Below are 16,824 nucleotides of genomic sequence, written 5' to 3'. Positions count from 1 at the left end.
TGACATGGCCGGCAAGAAAGGCTATGCGGTCTACCTCATTCCGGGCGTGATCCTGTCGGTGGCCATCATCGTGGTGCCGCTGATCATGACCGTCTACACCAGCTTCACGAAATGGAACGGCGTCGGCGACCAGAAGTGGATCGGGTTCGACAACTACACCCGGCTCTTCGAGGACTCGCTGTTCTGGTCGTCGTTCGGGCACATCATCCTGCTGATCGTGGCCATGGCAGTCGTCCCGACGCTGCTCGGCCTGGTGCTGGCGGCGGTGCTGTTCGACTACGTCGCCAAGCACTTCGGCAACCGCTGGGCCTCCCTGTTCCGCTCCGGGTTCTACCTCCCGCAGGTCATCCCGGTCGCGGTCACCGGCATCATCTGGGGCTGGATCCTGCACCCGGACTACGGCGCGCTTAACAAGATCCTCGACACGATCGGGCTGAGCGGTCTCGCCAACAACTGGCTGGGCGATCCGAAGTACGCGCTCTACAGCGTCATGGCCATCATGATCTGGTTCCAGCTCGGCTATCCGATCGTCATGTTCATGTCCGGCCTGCAGCGCGTCGACCCGTCGCTGTACGAAGCCGCCGACCTTGACGGCGCGACCTGGTGGCAGCGCTTCCGCAAGATCACGATCTACATGATCCGGCCGGAGTTCTACGTGGTCCTGGTGACCACCACGATCGCCGCGCTGAAGACCTTCGGGCAGATCTTCGTGCTGACCCGGGGCGGCCCGAGCAACTCGACGCTGGTGCCGTCGTACTTCGCGTACAAGAACTTCTTCGAGAAAGCCCAGGTCGGGTACGGCTCGGCGATCTCCACCGTGCTCACCGTGATCATCATCGTGCTGGCGATCGTGTTCCTGCGGCTGCAGAACCGAGCCGAGAAGGCCGGAGCCTGACATGACCGTGACTGCTTTTGACAAGAAGGCCGCGTCCTCGGATGAAACGCCGCCGAAGGCCGCGAAGCACCGCAACCCGCTGCGCTACGGCATCCTGATCGCCCTGCTCGTCCTGCTGCTGCTGGTGGTGGCGCCGCTGCTCGTGGTGGCGATCAACGCGGTCAAGAGCCCGGCCGACTACGCGAGCCACGGCCCGCTGTCGCTGCCCGGTCATCTCTACTGGGACGGCATCGTCAACTTCTGGAACCGGGTCAACTTCGGCCAGAAGCTCTGGAACAGCTTCATCACCAGCTTCGCCGTGGCCGTCCTGGGTGTGCTCGTGAGCATTCTCAACGCGTACGCGCTCGGCATCGGCAAGGTGAAGGGCCGGATCTGGTTCCTGGTGTTCTTCCTGGTCGCCAACCTGCTGCCGCAGGAGGTGCTGGTCTACCCGCTGTACTTCCTGTCCAAGCAGGTCGGCCTCTACGACAACCTGATCTCGGTCGTCATCATCTTCACGGTCATTCAAAGTGCCTTCGGCACCTACCTGCTGACCAGCGTGTACGCCGAGTTCCCGACCGAATTGCTGGACGCCGCCTCCGTCGATGGCGCCGGAAAGTGGCGAACCCTGTGGCGCATCGTGGTGCCGGTCAGCCGGCCCACCCTCGGCGTCCTGTTCACCTTCTTCTTCATCTGGACGTGGAACGAGTTCTTCCTTCCGCTGGTCTTCCTGATCTCGAACGACAACCAGACCGTGCCGGTCGCCCTCGGCGTCCTGCAGGGCGACCGCCTGATGGACGCCACCACGACCAGCGCCTCGGCTCTGATCGGCATCCTCCCGGCGATGTTGTTCTTCGTGATCTTCCAGCGCACTCTCACCCGCGGCATCACTGCCGGCGCCATCAAGTAAAGGACTCTCATGAAGTTCACGGACGGCTTCTGGCTCAAGCGCCCCGGCCTGACGGTGCTGCACCCGGCGCAGCTGCACGACACCTCGGCGGACGGTTCGACGCTGATCGCGTACGCCGCCGCCAAGAAGGTGAAGACCCGGAGCGACACCCTGGACGCCCCGATCATCACGATCAAGGTCGAGGCGCCGGCGCCGGACGTCATCCGGGTGTCCCTCGGGCACTTCCTCGGCGGTGTCCCCAAAGGGCCAAATTTCGCGCTAAATAGCGAAGAGCACGAGGTCACGGTCTCCTCGAATTCGCTGACCTCGGGAGCGCTTACCGCGTCTTTCCGGGCGGGCGAAGAATGGGGTCTCGACTTCCTCGCCGATGGCAAACGGCTCACCGGCAGTGGCTGGAAGGGCATGGGGATCGTCGACACCCCCGAGGGCGCTCATTTCGTGCACGAGCAATTGGATCTCGGGGTTGGCGAGGCTGTCTACGGTCTCGGGGAGCGGTTCGGGCCGTTCGTGAAGAACGGCCAGAGCATCGACATCTGGAACGAGGACGGGGGGACGAGTAGCGAACAGGCCTACAAGAACGTCCCGTTCTACTTCACCAACAAGGGGTACGGCGTCCTCGTCGACCACCCCGGCAAGGTCTCGTTCGAGGTCGCGAGCGAGATGGTGTCCCGCACCCAGTTCAGCGTTTCCGGTCAGACGCTGTCCTACATGGTGATCTACGGTCCGACGCCGGCCGACATCCTGCGCAAGTACACCGCGCTGACCGGCCGCGCCGCGCTGCCGCCCGCCTGGTCGTTCGGGCTGTGGCTGACCACGTCGTTCACCACGCCGTACGACGAGGAGACGGTCACCGAGTTCGTCGACGGGATGGCGTCGCGGGACCTGCCGCTGAGCGTGTTCCACTTCGACACGTTCTGGATGCGCGAGTTCCACTGGTGCGACTTCGAGTGGGACCCGCGGATCTTCCCGGACCCGCCGGGCATGCTGAAGCGCCTGCACGACCGCGGGCTGCGGACGTGTCTGTGGATCAACCCGTACATCGCGCAGCGGTCGGCGATGTTCGAGGAGGGCCGGGCGAACGGCTACCTGGTGACGTACGCGAACGGCGACGTCTGGCAGTGGGACCGCTGGCAGGCCGGCATGGGCCTGGTCGACTTCACCAACCCGGCCGCGCGGGAGTGGTACGCGGGGAAGCTGCGCGCGCTGGTGGACATGGGCGTCGACGCGTTCAAGTCGGACTTCGGCGAGCGCATCCCGGTCGACGTGGTGTGGCACGACGGATCCGACCCGGAGCGGATGCACAACTACTACACCCAGCTCTACAACCAGGTCGTCTTCGACGTGCTGAAGGAGGCCCGCGGCGAGGGCGAGGCGGTGCTGTTCGCCCGCTCGGCCACCGTCGGCGGTCAGCAGTTCCCGGTGCACTGGGGCGGCGACAACTCGGCCACCTACGAGTCGATGGCCGAATCGCTGCGCGGTGGGCTGTCGCTGATGTCGTCCGGGTTCGGTTTCTGGAGCCACGACATCGGCGGTTTCGAGGGCCGCCCCGACCCGGCCGTGTTCAAGCGGTGGATCGCGTTCGGCCTGCTCTCCTCGCACAGCCGGCTGCACGGCAACCACTCCTACCGGGTGCCGTGGCTGTTCGACGAGGAGGCGGTCGAGGTGCTGCGCAAGTTCACGCACCTCAAGTACCGCCTGATGCCTTATCTTCTGGGCGCCGCCCGCGAGGCGCACCTCGAGGGCCTGCCGGTGATGCGGCCGATGATCGTAGCGTTCCCCGACGACCCGTCCGCCACCTACTTGGACCGGCAATACCTGCTGGGTGGAAACCTCCTGGTCGCGCCGGTGCTGTCGGAGTCCGGCGAGGTCAGCTACTACCTCCCGGCCGGCCGCTGGACCCGCTTCGAGAACGGCGAGGTCCTCGAAGGCCCGAGGTGGGTGACCGAGACGCACGGCTTCGACACCGCGCCGCTGTTCGTGCGCCCCGGCGCCGTCCTGCCGATCGGCAACCGCACCGACCGCCCGGACTACGACCACGCCGACGGCGTCACGCTGCGCCTCTACGACCCGGCCGAGGGCACGACGACGGCGCACGTCGGCGCCAGCACGTTCACCGTCACCCGCGACGGCCCCGCCATCCGGGTCGAGCTGTCCGGCCCGCCACTGCCCTGGCGCGTCGAGGTGGTCGGCGGCCCGTCCGGCGATCTGGGCGCCGGCGAAACGGTCTGGGTGACCGACTAAGCCTGCTTCGGCGTCCGGCCGCGCAGGCCGGGCGCCGGACGGGCGCGAAAGCCTCTGGGGAGAGGGAGCGCGGCGACGCGGGACGGCCTGTCCGTCCCGCGTCCCGCCGCATCTACTGTGTACTCGTGATGCCGCCGGGATGGACGCCGCTGCGACCCGGCGAGCCGTTCGCGGCGCAACTGCTCGCGGCCTCCCGGGCCGGGCAGGGCCTGGACTGCGGGGGAGCGCCGGTGGCGGCCGGTGAGCTCCGCGCGGCCGGCCTGACCGGCGGCCGGGCGGCCGACCCGTTCGGCCTGCTGGTCGGCCGGGCGACCATCACCGGGTCGCTCGATCTGCAGGGCTGCGAGGTGCCCGCGCCGTTGCGCTTCACCGGCTGCTCCTTCACCGATCCGGTCGACGTGCGCGGCGCCCGCCTGGGCGAGCTGGTCTTCGACGGCGACGCGCGGGCGAGCCGGCCGTCCGTGCTGCCCGGGCTGCTCGCCGCCGGGTCCCGGATCGCCCGCGACCTGGTCCTGTCCGGGATGGTCGTCACCGGGGAACTCCCGGCGCCCCGGACCGAGAACCGCACCACCGCGAGCATCTGGCTCACCGAGGCCGACATCGGCGGCAGCCTCGTCATGGCCGGAACGCAGATCCTCCCGGCCTCCGGGCGCGCGCTCCGTGCCGACCGGATCCGGGTGGGCGGCAACATCCGGCTGCTCGACGGCTTCCGGGCGACCGGCGAGGTGCGCCTGCTGGCCATGCGGCTGACCGGCACCCTCGACATCGCCGGCGCGGAGTTCGCCCCGGCGGACGGACGGGCGATCGACATCTCCGAGTCGGCGATCGGCGGCAGCCTTTTTCTGCTCAGCTCGCCGAACACCGGCCGGCGCTGCCGGGTGCGCGGCCGGATCGAGATGGGCCACTCGACGATCCAGGGCGAGCTCTTCATCCGGGACGCGGACCTGACCGCGCCGGCCGCGGGCGACGGCGCGCATTTCTACAACGTCGCCCCGCGGGCCGCCCGCACCTTTCTGCTGGCGCCGCGGCTCACCGTGCACGGCGCGCTGCTGATCGAGGGCGACACGGTCGTTCGCGGCGGCCTCGTTCTCCCCGGGGCGCAGCTCGAAGGCGGCCTGAAGCTCGAGGGCGCCCTCTGGAATCCGGGGGACACCGCCCTCGACCTCGAGCAGGCCATCCTGGGCAGCGGCATCGAGGCGCCCCGGGTGTCGATCGAGGGCCGGGTCGACCTCAACAACGCCAAGATCGAAGGGCCGATCAATCTGGAGGGTACGGTCCTGGCCGCGCCCCCGGAACGACGATGCCTGACCGTCGTCAACGCGCGCGTCGCCGGTGACGTACGGCTGCGGGGGTTGACCGCTCTTGGTGGCAGCCTCAACTTCCGTGGGGCATCGATCGGTGGCGTCTTCAGCGCCGAGGACGCCTTCATCAGCAACCCCGGGGACAAGACGATCGGCCTGCACATGGCGCATGTCGCCGGCACCGTGCGGTTGTGCGGCCGGTTCCGGTCGGTCGGGGTGGTCGTGCTCAACCGGATGGTGGTCGACGGGCGCCTCCGGGCCGACGGCGCGACCCTGGCCTGGCGTCCGGCGCCCGCCCCGCTGCACCCGCCGGGCGAGACCAACGCGCGTGGCTGCGCCCTCGAGGCGATCTCCGCCGAGATCCGTGGTGGGATCGGGCTCGGCTGGCAGATCCTCGAGGGCACCGTCGACCTGACCGGCACGACCGCCCCCTTCCTCGCCGACCGGCCGGAAGACTGGCCGGCCGGCTCCTACATCGGTGGCCTGGCCTATGAGCGGTTCGAGCCGGTCGAGGCGCGCGGGGCCGCCGTCTGGGACGCGGGCGCCCGGATCGCCTGGCTGGACCGGATGGAGCCGTTCGACCCGCGGGCCTGGGAACGGCTGGCGGCGGTGCTGCGGGCGGCCGGCGACCGGGACGGCGCGGACACCGTGCTGGTTGCCCAGCGCCGGCGGGCCCGGCGTGCCCGGGCGCTTCCGGGCCGGATCTTCGACATACTCCAGGACGTCACGGTCCGCTACGGCTTCCGCCCACAGCGTGCGCTCTACCTTCTCCTGGCCCTGCTCGCGGCGGTGACGGTCGCGCTGAGCCTGCCGGCCGTGCAGGAGCAGATGCGCGCCACCGACCAGAACGCCCTGGTCTTCAGCCCTTCCGGAGTGCGGCCGGGGCAGGACGAGGGCGCGGACGGGCGGTGCGGCGACGGCAAGGTGCGCTGCCTCAACCCGTTCTTCTACGCCGTCGACACCGTGGTCCCGCTGATCGACCTGCACCAGCGCGCCACCTGGTACCCGGATTCCGAACGTCACGGCGCTCTGCTCGAGTGGCTGCTCAACCTGTGCACCATCCTCGGCTGGGTCGCCTCGACCGTGTTCGCGCTGTCGTTCACCCGTCTGGTCCGGTCTTCGTGATCGGACTCATGCCTGATCAGCCGATTCCGCGGTGCGGGTAGGAATTACGATCACGGGATGGACCTCTTCGTCCCGGGAGTCGTCTATCTCGACATCGTCTTCACCGGCCTGCGGGAAGTGCCCCGGCCGGGCACCGAGGTGTGGGCTACCGGCATGGGCTCCTGTCCCGGCGGGGTGGCCAACCTCGCGGTCGCCGCGGCCCGGCTCGGGCTGCGCACCGGGCTGGGCACGGCGCTGGCCACCGACACGTACGGGGATTTCTGCGCCTCGATCCTCTGCACCCAGGAGAACGTGGATCTCAGCTTCTCGCGCCGGGTCGAGGGGCATTCGCCGGTGACGGTGTCGCTCGCCTACGACCGGGACCGCAGCATGATCACGCACGATCATCCGCCGCCGCTCACCGCCGACGGGCTGGTCGGCGAGTTGCCGGCGGCCCGCGGCGCGTCGGTGAGCCTCACCAAGGACGACCTGCCCTGGGTGCGCAAGGCCCGCGAGGCCGGCACCCTCGTCTTCGCCGACGTGGGCTGGGACGCGAGCGCCGAGTGGCCGCCGGAGGCGCTGGGCATGCTCTCCGACTGCTACGCCTTCCTGCCGAACTCGGTCGAGGCGATGCGCTACACCCGGGCCTCGTCGCCGGAGGAGGCCGCCCGGCGGCTCGCCGGTCTCGTCCCGGTCGTGGTGGTGACCTGCGGCTCGGATGGGGCGATCGCGGTCGACTCGGCCACCGGCGAGCTGGTGCACGCGCCGGCGGTGCCGGTCGAGGCGCTCGACCCGACCGGTGCCGGGGACGTCTTCATGGCCGGCTTCATTCTCGGCACGCTCAACGAGTGGCCCCTGGTGCAGCGGCTGGCCTTCGCGAACCTGATCGCCTCGATGTCGGTGCAGCACTTCGGCGGCTCACTGTCCGCGCCCGGCTGGGGCGACATCGCCGACTGGTGGCGCACCGCCCGCCTCGACCCGGCGCTGGCCGCCCGCTTCGCCTTCCTGAACGACGTCATCCCCGGCGGCGAACAGCGCCGCGTGCGCCGCGCCGGGGCCACCATCGCGACACTTTCGGACGCCCATGCCCACGACTGACGGCCGCAAGCTCACCATCCTCGGCGGCGGCGGCTTCCGCGTGCCACTGGTCTACGGCGCCCTGCTCGGCGGCGATTCCCCGATCAGCACGGTCGTGCTGCACGACGTCGACCGCGGCCGGCTGGCCGCCATCCAGCGCGTCCTGGCCGCGCAGGCCGCCGCAGCCGAGGCCGCGCACGCCGCCGCGGCCAGGTCCGCGCGGGGTGCCGGGTCCGGGTCCGCGCGGGGTGCCGGGTCCGGGTCCGGACGGGGTGCCGGGTCCGGGTCCGGACGGGGTGCCGCGGCAGGGCCCGCGGGGGGTGCCACGGCTGATTTCGCGCAGGGCGGGTTGGCTGAGTCCGTGCAGGGCGGGTCGGCCGGGTCCGGGCCGGCCGGCTCGGCGTGGTCCGCGCCGGTCGTGGAGGCGACCACCGACCTGACCGCCGCGCTGACCGGGGCCGATTTCGTGTTCAGCGCCATCCGGGTGGAGGGTCTGGCCGGGCGGGTCATCGATGAGCGGGTCGCGCTCGGCGAGGGGGTGCTCGGCCAGGAGACGGTCGGCGCCGGCGGCATCGCCTTCGGCCTGCGCACCGTCCCGGTCGCCACCGCGATCGCCGAGCGGATCGCGCGGGTCGCGCCGTCGGCCTGGGTCATCAATTTCACCAACCCGGCCGGCCTGGTCACCGAGGCGCTCGCGGCCCATCTCGGCGACCGAGTCATCGGGATCTGCGACTCACCGTCAGCCCTGGCCCGGCGGGTGACGCGAGCCCTCGGCGTCGCGACGGGCCCCGGTCCGTCCGCGACGGGCCCCGGTCCGTCCGGGACGGGCCTTGGTCCGTCCGCGACCGGTTCTGGTCCGTCCGCGATCGGCCCCGGTTCGTCCCCGGCCGGGCGGGGGCCGCTCTCCGTCGCTGCCGGCCGGGCGACCGTGCGCGTCGAGTACGCCGGCTTGAATCACCTCGGGTGGCTCACCGGCGTACACCTTGGGTCGGAAAACCTGCTGCCGCGCCTGCTGGAGGATGACGACGGCCTGGCGTCCTTCGAAGAAGGGCGGCTCTTCGGGGCCTCGCGGCTGCGGAAGCTCGGTGCGGTGCCGAACGAGTATCTGCATTACTACTACGACACCGCGGAGATGGTGCGGGCGGAGCTGGGTGCTGCGGAGACCCGCGGGGAGTTCCTGCTGCGGCAGCAGGAGGAGTGTTATCGGGAGCTGGCGTCGGACGATCCGCTCGGTGCGTGGCAGAAGGCGTTGCGGCAGCGGGACGCCACCTACATGGCGCTCGAAGGGCTGGGGGAGCGCGACGACGCCGAGGGTGGCGGCTACGAGCGGATCGCGCTCGCGCTGATGATGGCCATCGCCCGCGACGAGCCGGCCGACCTGATTCTCAACGTGCGCAACCGGGGAACCATCGCGGCGCTCGACGACGACGCGGTGGTCGAGGTGCCGTGCCGGGTCGACGGTTCCGGCGCGCATCCCTATCCGGGTGCGGTCGTGCCGGCGCACGGCATCGAGCTGGTCCGGCGGATCAAGGCGACCGAGCGGGCGGTGCTGGCGGCGGCCTCGGAGCAGTCCCGCGCCGTCGCGGTCCGGGCAATGGCGTCGCACCCGCTGATCGACTCGGTGCCGATCGCCCGCCGCCTGGTCGACGGCTACATCTCCCGGCTGCCGTCGCTTTCCTACCTGCGCTGACGATCTTCCGCGGCCAAAATCACGCCGTTCTCCTTGGAACTGGCCCTCGGAGAGCCGTGCCCTCGTTTTCCCGCCACGCCGGCGCGGGCTCGGACCGCCCCGGTTTTCAGGAAGTTGGGGTCTCGGCGGTCGCTGAGACGCCGGCGTGAAGGATTTCGGGACGGGCTAGGTGGATTTGCCGCGGCGGCGGAAGGCGGCGGCTCGGGCTCGGTTCTGGCAGGTCAGGCAGCAGAAGCGGCGGCGGCCGGCGGGGGAGTTGTCGACGTAGACGTCGGCGCACTGGTCGTCGGCGCAGACGCCGATGCGGCCCGGGTGCTCGGCCAGGTGGTGGCGCAGGGCCAGGGCTGCAGCGGCGCGGCCGGCGTTTGCCGGGTCGTCGACCGTCCACTCCTGCGTGAGCGTGCCGTCGGGGGTGGTGGCCAGGGCCGGGCGCACCCTCGTGCGGTCGAGCAGGGCGGTGATCAAGCGGGCCCGCTCGGCGCCGTCGGCGGTGTCGAAGATCGGGTGGAACTCGTCGGCCAGGGCCGTGCGGGCCGGATCGGTGCCGGTTTTGGTCGGGTCGAGGGTGCGCGGGAGCGTGCCCCAGTCGTTCACGAGCTCGACCAGTTCCGGCATCGGCATGACCGTGATCGTTGTCGCCACCCGCCGATCGTAACGCATTGAGCCGCTCCTTCGCGTTGCGCGATGCGACCGGGATCCGTAACGTCATGGACGGATTCATTGCGTGACGTAGATCGGAGACTGAGATGACCGCGAACGCACGGAGGTGGGCCGGGCTCGCCGTCCTGGCGCTGCCCTGCCTGCTGGTGTCGCTCGACGCCGAGGTGCTCTACCTCGCGACGCCACAGCTCACCGCGGATCTGCGGCCCAGCAGTGTCCAACTTCTCTGGATCATGGACAGCTACGTCTTCGTCGTCGCGGGGGCGCTGATCGCGATGGGCGTGCTCGGCGACCGCATCGGCCGTCGCCGGCTGCTGCTGACCGGGGCCGCCGCGTTCGGGGCCGCGTCGCTTCTTGCCGCGTTCGCCACCACGCCGGGGCAGCTCATCACCGCCCGGGTGCTGATGGGCCTGGCCGGGGCCTCGCTGATGCCGTCCACCCTGGCGCTGATCCGGGTGATGTTCCCCGAGCCGCGCGAGCGCACCGTCGCGGTCGGCGTGTGGGGCGCCAGCTTCTCGCTCGGCGGGATCGTGGCGCCGCTGGTCGGCGGGGTGCTGCTCACGCACTTCTGGTGGGGCTCGGTCTTCGTGCTCGCCGTCCCGGCGGTGCTGCTGCTCCTCGCGCTCGGGCCGGCCCTGCTGCCCGAATCGCGCGACCGCGCGGCCACCGGCTTCGACGCTGCCGGCGCGCTGCAGAGCATGGCCGCGGTTCTGCTTTTCGTGTACGGGATAAAGCGGCTCGCCGCCGCCGGATGGCAACTCACCCCGGTCCTGACGATCGTCGCCGGAGGTGCTCTGGCCACGCTGTTCCTGCGCCGGCAACGACGGATCCGGCAGCCGCTGCTCGACCTCACGATCTTCCGCGATCGGCGTACGTCGGTGGCCCTGGCGAGCAATGCCCTGTCGTTCTTCGTGCACTACGGCACCCAGATCGCGGTCGCGCAGTATCTGCAGCTCGCCCTCGGCCTGTCGCCGCTGCAAGCGGGGCTGTGGACGCTGCCCTCGGTGCTCGCCTATCTCGCCGCGTCGTTCCTCGGCCCGGCCCTGACCCGGTGGTTCCCGGCCGGCTACCTGATCGCGGGCGGGCTGGCCGGGATCGCCGCCGGGCTCGCGATCATGGCCACCGGCGGGCTGGCTGCGGTGATCACCGGGGCGGTCGTGTTCTCGGTGGGGCTGGCCCCGGCGTACATCCTGACCACCGATCTGATCGTCTCGACCGCGCCGCCGGCTCGGGCCGGGATGGCGGCGGCCCTGGCCGAGACCGGGTGTGAGCTGGGCGGGGCGATGGGGATCGCGGTGCTCGGCTCGGTGCTGGTGGCCAGCTACCGGCACGCCGCCGGGCCGGCTCTCGCCGACTTCGGACTGTCGACGCAGGCCACGTTCGGCGAGGCGGTCGCCACCGCCGGCACCCTGCCGCCGCGCGCGGCCCAGGTGCTTCTGGAGCACGCTGTCCCGGCGTACACCAGCGCCTTTGCCTTGATGCTGTTGATCGCCGCCGTTCTGACCGCGGTGACCGCCACGGTGGCAGCGATCGTGCTCCGCCCGGCTCGGCCCGTGCCGGGTGGTGCCGACGTGGCTGGCGAGCCTCTGCAGCGCAACAGCGCCTGAACCGCGCGACGCCACGGTCGAGCGACTTGGTGAGGAGCCGCCGACCGTCGCGGGCCGGTCCCGGAGGTAGCTTGCGTCCCGCCTGTTGAGACAAGCGCAAAGGCGCGGCCTGCATCGTCCCGAACTGTGGGAACAGGAACGTCGACGGTCCGGTTCGGGCTGCCGACGGTGCGGTGAGACGTGCGTCTCTCCCGTTGGATTTGGTGACGAGTGGCACCATCGAGCACTGTGGAAGAGGTGATCAGTGTCGCTGGTGGAGTCGGTGCGCTATGCTCATCATTCCTATAGGTAAGGTAGGCGTTGCGAATGAGGAGGGCACGATGACGACAACCGTGCACCGGCATGTGCCGTCCGCCCGGAGGCCGGCCGACGCCGACGCGCTGCGCCGCCAGTTCGACCGCGACGCCATCTGGGACCGCATGGTCAAACCCGGTCAGCGGCTGCCCTCGCAGGTGCTGCTCGAGGCCGACCTGGGCGCCATCCACCTCGACCGGCTGCGGCTGACCGGCCCGATCGTGCTGGTCTTCTTCCGGTACGCGTCGTCCGAGCCCTGCAACGCCGCGCTCGCCGGCTACCAGCGTCAGCTCGTCCCGGCGCTGGCCGACACCGACTCCCACCTGGTCGCGGTGAGCCCGCAGGTCCCGCAGCGCCTCGCCGAGATCAAACGCCGCCACGACCTGACCTACTTCGTGGCCTCCGACGCCCGCAACACCCTGATCGACGCGTTCAACCTGGGCTTTCACGAGCCCGGCGCCGACGCGGTGCTCGGCACCCGCCGTTCGGTGCTGCCGTTCCCGGCCGTGGTGATCGCCGACCGGGCCGGCACGGTCCGCTTCGCCGACGTGCGAGCCGACGGCGCGCCCCACCCCGACCCGGCCACGATCCTGATGGCGGTCCGTTCCCTAAGCTGACCCGGATGCGGATCAGGGACGCGAACGATCAGGACGTCGACGCGATCGTGGCGGTCGGGCAGCAGACCTGGCCGGCCACCTACGCGTTCGCCGGCGACGACTACGTGCGCAACGGCCTCGCCACCTGGTGGTCGGCGGCGGCGATCGTGCGCAGCCTGCGCGACACGACGGTGCTGGTGGCGGAGGACGAGACCGGGGTGGCCGGGGTCGGCAACATCGACCTGCGCCCGGACGTGCCGATCATCTGGAAGCTGTACGTGTTGCCCGGCACCCAGGGCACCGGCGCCGGGTCGGCGCTGATGGCCGCCCTGCTGCAACGGGCGCCGGGGCAGGCGGTGCGCCTCGAGTACGTCGACGGCAACTCCCGCGCGGCCGGCTTCTACGCCGCGCGCGGCTTCACCGAGCTACGGCGCGAACCGGGCGAGCAGCCGGATTGGCCGGACACCGTGTGGCTGGAACGCCGGCCCTAACCGATCAGCCAGGCGCGCAGGACGGCGACGAAGTCGAGGGTGGCGTTGGCCTCCAGGGCCAGGCAGGCGATCACCGCGGCGGCCGGCAGGGCCAGCTGCCAGCGGGCCGTTGTCGGTGCCGGGCGGTGCAGGGCCTTGACCCGGCGGACGATCACGCCGCCGTGCACGCCCAGGGCCGGGGCCGGCTGCTTGGTGGCCAGCGCGGCCCGGGCGACCGCCCGCGCGACCAGGTCGCGGTTGCCGAGGCTGGTGGCGGCTTCCTCGTCGGCCCAGCGTTCGACCAGATAGGTCACGGCGTCGCGTGCGGGGCGCAGCAGCGGGTTCACCGCGGCCGCCCCGCCGGCCAGCAGCACGGCGACGTGGTGCCGGTGGGTGAGGTGGGCGCGCTCGTGGGCCAGCACGGCGCGGCGCTCGTCGGCGTCCAGGACCTTCAGCATGCCGGTGGTCAGCAGCACCTGGCCGGGGCGGCCGGGGACGGCCACGGCGAGGGGCTCGGCCCAGTCGGCGACGACCACGCCGTCGGCGTCCGGGCCCGCGTCGCGCAGCCGCCGGACGGTGCTGCGGCGCAGGTGGACGTCGCGTGCCAGGTTGATCAGGCAGGCGGCCAGGACCACCGACGCGGTGGTCGCCACCCAGTCCGGGACCGGCTCGGGCAGGTGCATGCCGGAGCGGCTGTTCAGCGCCTCCATCGCGGGCAGGTCGTCGAACAGGGTCAGGACGAGCAGGAGCAGAGACCAGACCGACGTGGCGGCGGTCAGGACCGAGGCGGTGACCAGGCCGAGCACCGCGGCGCGGGGGCGGGCCCGCTCGGCCAGCCGGCGGGCGGCCAGCGCGACCAGCGCCGGCAACAGCAGCGGCAGATAGACCGTCCAGGTCATGCGTCACGCTCCGCGAGCAGGGACCGCAACGTCTCCACGTCGTCGGCCTCGAGGCCGGCCGCGAACTGCTGCAGGACCGCCTGGCGGTCCGGGCGCTCGTCGAGCGCGGCACGCATGCGGGCGGCGGTCAGCGTGGCGGCGTCCTGGGCCGGCCAGTACGCGTGACCTCGGCTGCCCCGGCCGGCCGGTCCGCGCCGCACCAGGTCCTTTTCCAGCAGCCGGATCAGGATGGTCTGCACGGTGTTGTAGGCCAGGCCGGCGCTCAGCGCGGACTGCACCCCGGCCGGAGTCAGCGGCTCGCCGGCCGCCCACAGGGCCGCCATCACCTCGGACTCGAGTGCGCCCCGGGCGCGCCGCGGCCCGGCCTCCTCGTCGCTCATACGCCAGAGGTTACCGGCCCGTCCGTTACTATCGCGGGGTGCGCCGATCCTGCATCTCCCCGCCGAGCTCCTGAGCGGGACGGGACCTTCCGCGCCGGCGAGCCGACCAGGCCGCGGCGCGCGATGACGCACATCTGAGCCCGGCCCGCTTCTGCGACCCCATCGGATCTCGCTGAAGCAGGAGCACCGCACGTGACCACTCTGATCCTCGAAAAAAGCCGGAAAACCGGCACCGGAATCTGGTTCCTCGTCCTCGCCGGCAGCCTGTGGGGCGCCGGCGGACTCACCGGCAGCCTGCTCGCCCGGCACACCGGACTGACCTCGCCGGCCATCGCCGCGTACCGCCTCGCCGTCGGTGGCTTTCTCCTTGTCGCGTTTGTCCTATGCACCGGGCGGAGGCTCCCGCGCGGCCGGGCGCAGATCACCCGGGTCGTGACACTCGGGTTGCTCGCCGCCCAGTTCCAGGCCTGCTACTTCGCCGCGGTGTCGAGGGTGTCGGTCAGCCTCGCCACCCTGATCACGATCGGCGCGTCGCCGGTGCTGGTGCTGGCGGCGGAAAGCGCGCTGGGCCGCCGCCGGGCCGACCGTCGGGCGCTGGTGACGGTCGCCCTCGCGGTCGTCGGCCTGACGCTGCTCATCGGCGTACCGGCAAATGGGCTGGACCTGACAACCTTGCTGGCCGGCGCCGGGTTTGCGCTGCTCGCCGCAGGCGGATTCGCCGTGCTGACGGTGATCGCCAGCCGGCCGGTGCCGGGCCTCGACGAGATGGCGTCGACGGGATTCGCGTTCACCCTCGGCGCCGTCGTTCTCATTCCGGTCGCGGCCGGCGGAGGTGGGCTCGGGTTCGCCCCGGACCTGAGAGCGCTGGGCTTGCTGCTGCTGTTCGGGGCCGGCCCGACGGCGATCGCCTGGGCGGCGTACTTCCGGGGTCTGCGCACCGCCCAGGCCGGCACCGCCGCCCTGATGTCCCTGCTCGAACCGCTGGTCGGCACCGTGCTGTCGGTGCTGATCCTGGGTGACCGGCTCGGCCCGGCGGGTCTGGCCGGCGCCGGGCTGCTGCTGACCGCGCTGGTGCTGGAAGGCCTGCGAGGTTAGGCGGCGGTCTGGAACTGGTCGACGATCTCCTGCAGCTCGCGGGACATCGCCTCGAGGTTCTCGGCGGTCTGCTGGGCCTCGGCCACGCCCTCGGTGGTGATCTGCGCCGAGCTCGCCACCCCGGACACGCCTTCGGCGATCTCGCCGGCTCCGGTGGCGGCCTCGGTGATGTTGCGGCCCATCTCGGCGGTCGTCGCGGTCTGCTCCTCCACGGCCGCGGCGATCGTCGTCGAGTGCTCGTTGACCTGCCCGATGATGCCGGTGATCCGGTCGATGGCGCCGATCGCCGCGGTGGTGTCGTGCTGGATCGCCTCGACCCGGCGGGAGATGTCCTCGGTGGCCTTGGCCGTCTCCTGGGCCAGGTCCTTGACCTCGGAGGCGACCACGGCGAAGCCCTTGCCCTGCTCACCGGCGCGGGCCGCCTCGATGGTCGCGTTCAGGGCGAGCAGGTTGGTCTGCTCGGCGATCGAGGTGATCAGCTTGATCACCTCGCCGATCTCGGCGCTGGAGCGGCCCAGCTGGCTGATCGTCTCGCCGGCCTCGCGGGCGCTGTCGACGCCGGTCGCGGCGACCGAGGCGGCCAGGCCGGCGCTGTCGGCGATCTCCCGGATGGCGGCGTTCATCTCCTCGGTGCCGGCCGCGACGGTCTGCACACTGCGGGAGACCTCCTCGGCGGCCGAGGCGACCCGGTCGGACTGGCCGGAGGCGTGGCCGGCCGCCTCAGCGATCCGGCCGGACGCCATGGTCAGCTCGTGCGAGGCGCCGGCGAGCGTACGGCTGTGGTCGCCGATCCGGTTGAACGCGTCGAGCAGCACGTCGAGGGTGGTGTTGACGGCCCGGCCCATGGTGCCGAGCTCGTCGCGGCCCTCGGACGGCGCGTGGACGGTGAGGTCCTTGGCGGCGACCGCGCGCAGCGTGGCCACGGTCCGGCCGAGCGGCTGGGTGATGCTGCGGGTGACCAGGGCGGCGAGCAGCGCGGCCAGGCCGAGGCTCAGCGCCCCGGCGATCAGCATGAGCCGTCGCGAGGTGGCGGCCGACGAGTTCGCGTCGTTCATGGCGCCGGTGGCCGCGGCGGCGGTGAGGTCGCCGAGCTTGTCGATGTGGGTCGCGATGGTGGTCATGTAGTCGTTGGAGTTGCCGGTGACCAGGCCGCCCGCCTTGGCGAGCCCGGCCGCGGTGCCGGTGCGGAATGCGGCGATGATCTCGTCGTCGACGGCCATGTATTTGGTGAAGGTGCCGGACGCGTCGGTGAGGGCGGTCTGCTCGTCGGCGGTGAGGCTCTCGGTGGCGAGGGCCTTGAGCTCGTCGGAGAACGTGGCGGTCGAGGCCAGGAAGCTCTTGCGCGAGCCGGCGGTGTCCTCGGTGGCGTTTTCGAGGCCGCGTTGCACGTCGTAGGCGTACGCGTTCTGCCAGCCGTTGAAATCCGCGGCCTGGAACTTCGCGTCGAGCGCTGCCTTGCGCAGCGACGTGGCGGTGCCGAGCCGGGCGGTCGCGGCCTTGGACTCGTTCTGGCCCCAGTAGGCGACGCCGAGCGCGACGACCATGCAGACGCAGACGCCGGTGAACGCACCGGCCAGCCGCATCCCGATCTTGATGTTCCCGAACAGGCGCATCGACGGTCCCTCG

The 16,824-nt window shown here is 71.4% G+C and carries 14 protein-coding genes; 10 read left to right on the top strand and 4 right to left on the bottom strand.

Features of this window, described 5'->3' with window-relative positions:
- Positions 1-4: 4 nt before the first annotated feature.
- From AB0E90_RS14745 to AB0E90_RS14720, 6 genes are all read left to right on the top strand, one after another.
- The gene (locus AB0E90_RS14745) at positions 5-895 is read left to right on the top strand and encodes a sugar ABC transporter permease (protein ID WP_360404243.1); all 891 of its coding nucleotides are present in this window, start codon (positions 5-7) and stop codon (positions 893-895) included.
- Between the two features lies 1 nt (position 896).
- Positions 897-1,784: a carbohydrate ABC transporter permease gene (locus AB0E90_RS14740; protein ID WP_360404240.1), complete on the top strand. Its 888-nt coding sequence runs from the start codon at positions 897-899 to the stop codon at positions 1,782-1,784.
- Positions 1,785-1,793: 9 nt separating this feature from the next.
- Positions 1,794-4,025 (top strand): alpha-xylosidase, encoded by a 2,232-nt coding sequence (gene yicI, locus AB0E90_RS14735; RefSeq protein ID WP_360404237.1) that lies wholly within the window; start codon positions 1,794-1,796, stop codon positions 4,023-4,025.
- A 125-nt stretch (positions 4,026-4,150) separates the two neighbouring features.
- Complete coding sequence (locus AB0E90_RS14730) at positions 4,151-6,451, top strand: hypothetical protein (protein ID WP_360404234.1); 2,301 nt, start codon at positions 4,151-4,153, stop codon at positions 6,449-6,451.
- A gap of 57 nt (positions 6,452-6,508) precedes the next feature.
- The gene (locus tag AB0E90_RS14725; RefSeq protein ID WP_360404231.1) at positions 6,509-7,528 is read left to right on the top strand and encodes a PfkB family carbohydrate kinase; all 1,020 of its coding nucleotides are present in this window, start codon (positions 6,509-6,511) and stop codon (positions 7,526-7,528) included.
- Complete coding sequence (locus AB0E90_RS14720) at positions 7,515-9,197, top strand: hypothetical protein (RefSeq protein ID WP_360404228.1); 1,683 nt, start codon at positions 7,515-7,517, stop codon at positions 9,195-9,197. Before AB0E90_RS14725 ends, AB0E90_RS14720 begins: the two co-directional genes overlap by 14 nt.
- A gap of 165 nt (positions 9,198-9,362) precedes the next feature.
- On the opposite strand, the gene AB0E90_RS14715 is transcribed toward AB0E90_RS14720, so the two are convergent.
- Positions 9,363-9,857, bottom strand: a complete 495-nt coding sequence (locus AB0E90_RS14715) for a CGNR zinc finger domain-containing protein (protein ID WP_360404225.1) — start codon at positions 9,855-9,857, stop codon at positions 9,363-9,365.
- 86 nt (positions 9,858-9,943) lie between these two features.
- Here AB0E90_RS14715 and AB0E90_RS14710 point away from each other — a divergent pair, with 86 nt between their 5' ends.
- From AB0E90_RS14710 to AB0E90_RS14700, 3 genes are all read left to right on the top strand, one after another.
- Positions 9,944-11,464 (top strand): MFS transporter, encoded by a 1,521-nt coding sequence (locus AB0E90_RS14710; RefSeq protein WP_360404222.1) that lies wholly within the window; start codon positions 9,944-9,946, stop codon positions 11,462-11,464.
- Between the two features lie 320 nt (positions 11,465-11,784).
- Complete coding sequence (locus AB0E90_RS14705) at positions 11,785-12,375, top strand: redoxin domain-containing protein (protein ID WP_360404219.1); 591 nt, start codon at positions 11,785-11,787, stop codon at positions 12,373-12,375.
- Between the two features lie 5 nt (positions 12,376-12,380).
- On the top strand, positions 12,381-12,845 hold the full coding sequence (locus AB0E90_RS14700) for a GNAT family N-acetyltransferase (RefSeq protein WP_360404216.1): 465 nt from the start codon (positions 12,381-12,383) through the stop codon (positions 12,843-12,845).
- Here the strand turns inward: AB0E90_RS14700 and AB0E90_RS14695 are convergent.
- Positions 12,842-13,723, bottom strand: a complete 882-nt coding sequence (locus AB0E90_RS14695; RefSeq protein WP_360404213.1) for a M56 family metallopeptidase — start codon at positions 13,721-13,723, stop codon at positions 12,842-12,844. The two genes, AB0E90_RS14700 and AB0E90_RS14695, sit on opposite strands and share 4 nt — an antisense overlap.
- Positions 13,720-14,103 (bottom strand): BlaI/MecI/CopY family transcriptional regulator, encoded by a 384-nt coding sequence (locus AB0E90_RS14690; protein WP_360404210.1) that lies wholly within the window; start codon positions 14,101-14,103, stop codon positions 13,720-13,722. The genes AB0E90_RS14695 and AB0E90_RS14690 overlap by 4 nt, the downstream gene beginning before the upstream one ends.
- A 192-nt stretch (positions 14,104-14,295) precedes the next feature.
- Here AB0E90_RS14690 and AB0E90_RS14685 point away from each other — a divergent pair, with 192 nt between their 5' ends.
- Positions 14,296-15,198 (top strand): DMT family transporter, encoded by a 903-nt coding sequence (locus tag AB0E90_RS14685; protein ID WP_360404207.1) that lies wholly within the window; start codon positions 14,296-14,298, stop codon positions 15,196-15,198.
- On the opposite strand, the gene AB0E90_RS14680 is transcribed toward AB0E90_RS14685, so the two are convergent.
- Complete coding sequence (locus AB0E90_RS14680) at positions 15,195-16,811, bottom strand: methyl-accepting chemotaxis protein (RefSeq protein ID WP_360404204.1); 1,617 nt, start codon at positions 16,809-16,811, stop codon at positions 15,195-15,197. The two genes, AB0E90_RS14685 and AB0E90_RS14680, sit on opposite strands and share 4 nt — an antisense overlap.
- Between the last annotated feature and the right edge of the window lie 13 nt (positions 16,812-16,824).

It is taken from the genome of Actinoplanes sp. NPDC026619, from assembly GCF_040638295.1.
Classification (GTDB): Bacteria; Actinomycetota; Actinomycetes; order Mycobacteriales; family Micromonosporaceae; genus Actinoplanes.
This window is presented reverse-complemented; position numbering and strand designations above follow the sequence as displayed.

Excerpts from the sequence above, each read along its gene's own strand:
- AB0E90_RS14745 (WP_360404243.1), top strand. The coding sequence starts at position 5 with ATGGCCGGCAAGAAAGGCTATGCGGTCTACCTCATTCCGGGCGTGATC.
- AB0E90_RS14740 (WP_360404240.1), top strand. The coding sequence starts at position 897 with ATGACCGTGACTGCTTTTGACAAGAAGGCCGCGTCCTCGGATGAAACG.
- yicI (WP_360404237.1), top strand. The coding sequence starts at position 1,794 with ATGAAGTTCACGGACGGCTTCTGGCTCAAGCGCCCCGGCCTGACGGTG.
- AB0E90_RS14725 (WP_360404231.1), top strand. The coding sequence starts at position 6,509 with ATGGACCTCTTCGTCCCGGGAGTCGTCTATCTCGACATCGTCTTCACC.
- AB0E90_RS14720 (WP_360404228.1), top strand. The coding sequence starts at position 7,515 with ATGCCCACGACTGACGGCCGCAAGCTCACCATCCTCGGCGGCGGCGGC.
- AB0E90_RS14715 (WP_360404225.1), bottom strand. The coding sequence starts at position 9,857 with ATGCGTTACGATCGGCGGGTGGCGACAACGATCACGGTCATGCCGATG.
- AB0E90_RS14710 (WP_360404222.1), top strand. The coding sequence starts at position 9,944 with ATGACCGCGAACGCACGGAGGTGGGCCGGGCTCGCCGTCCTGGCGCTG.
- AB0E90_RS14705 (WP_360404219.1), top strand. The coding sequence starts at position 11,785 with ATGACGACAACCGTGCACCGGCATGTGCCGTCCGCCCGGAGGCCGGCC.
- AB0E90_RS14700 (WP_360404216.1), top strand. The coding sequence starts at position 12,381 with ATGCGGATCAGGGACGCGAACGATCAGGACGTCGACGCGATCGTGGCG.
- AB0E90_RS14695 (WP_360404213.1), bottom strand. The coding sequence starts at position 13,723 with ATGACCTGGACGGTCTATCTGCCGCTGCTGTTGCCGGCGCTGGTCGCG.
- AB0E90_RS14690 (WP_360404210.1), bottom strand. The coding sequence starts at position 14,103 with ATGAGCGACGAGGAGGCCGGGCCGCGGCGCGCCCGGGGCGCACTCGAG.
- AB0E90_RS14680 (WP_360404204.1), bottom strand. The coding sequence starts at position 16,811 with ATGCGCCTGTTCGGGAACATCAAGATCGGGATGCGGCTGGCCGGTGCG.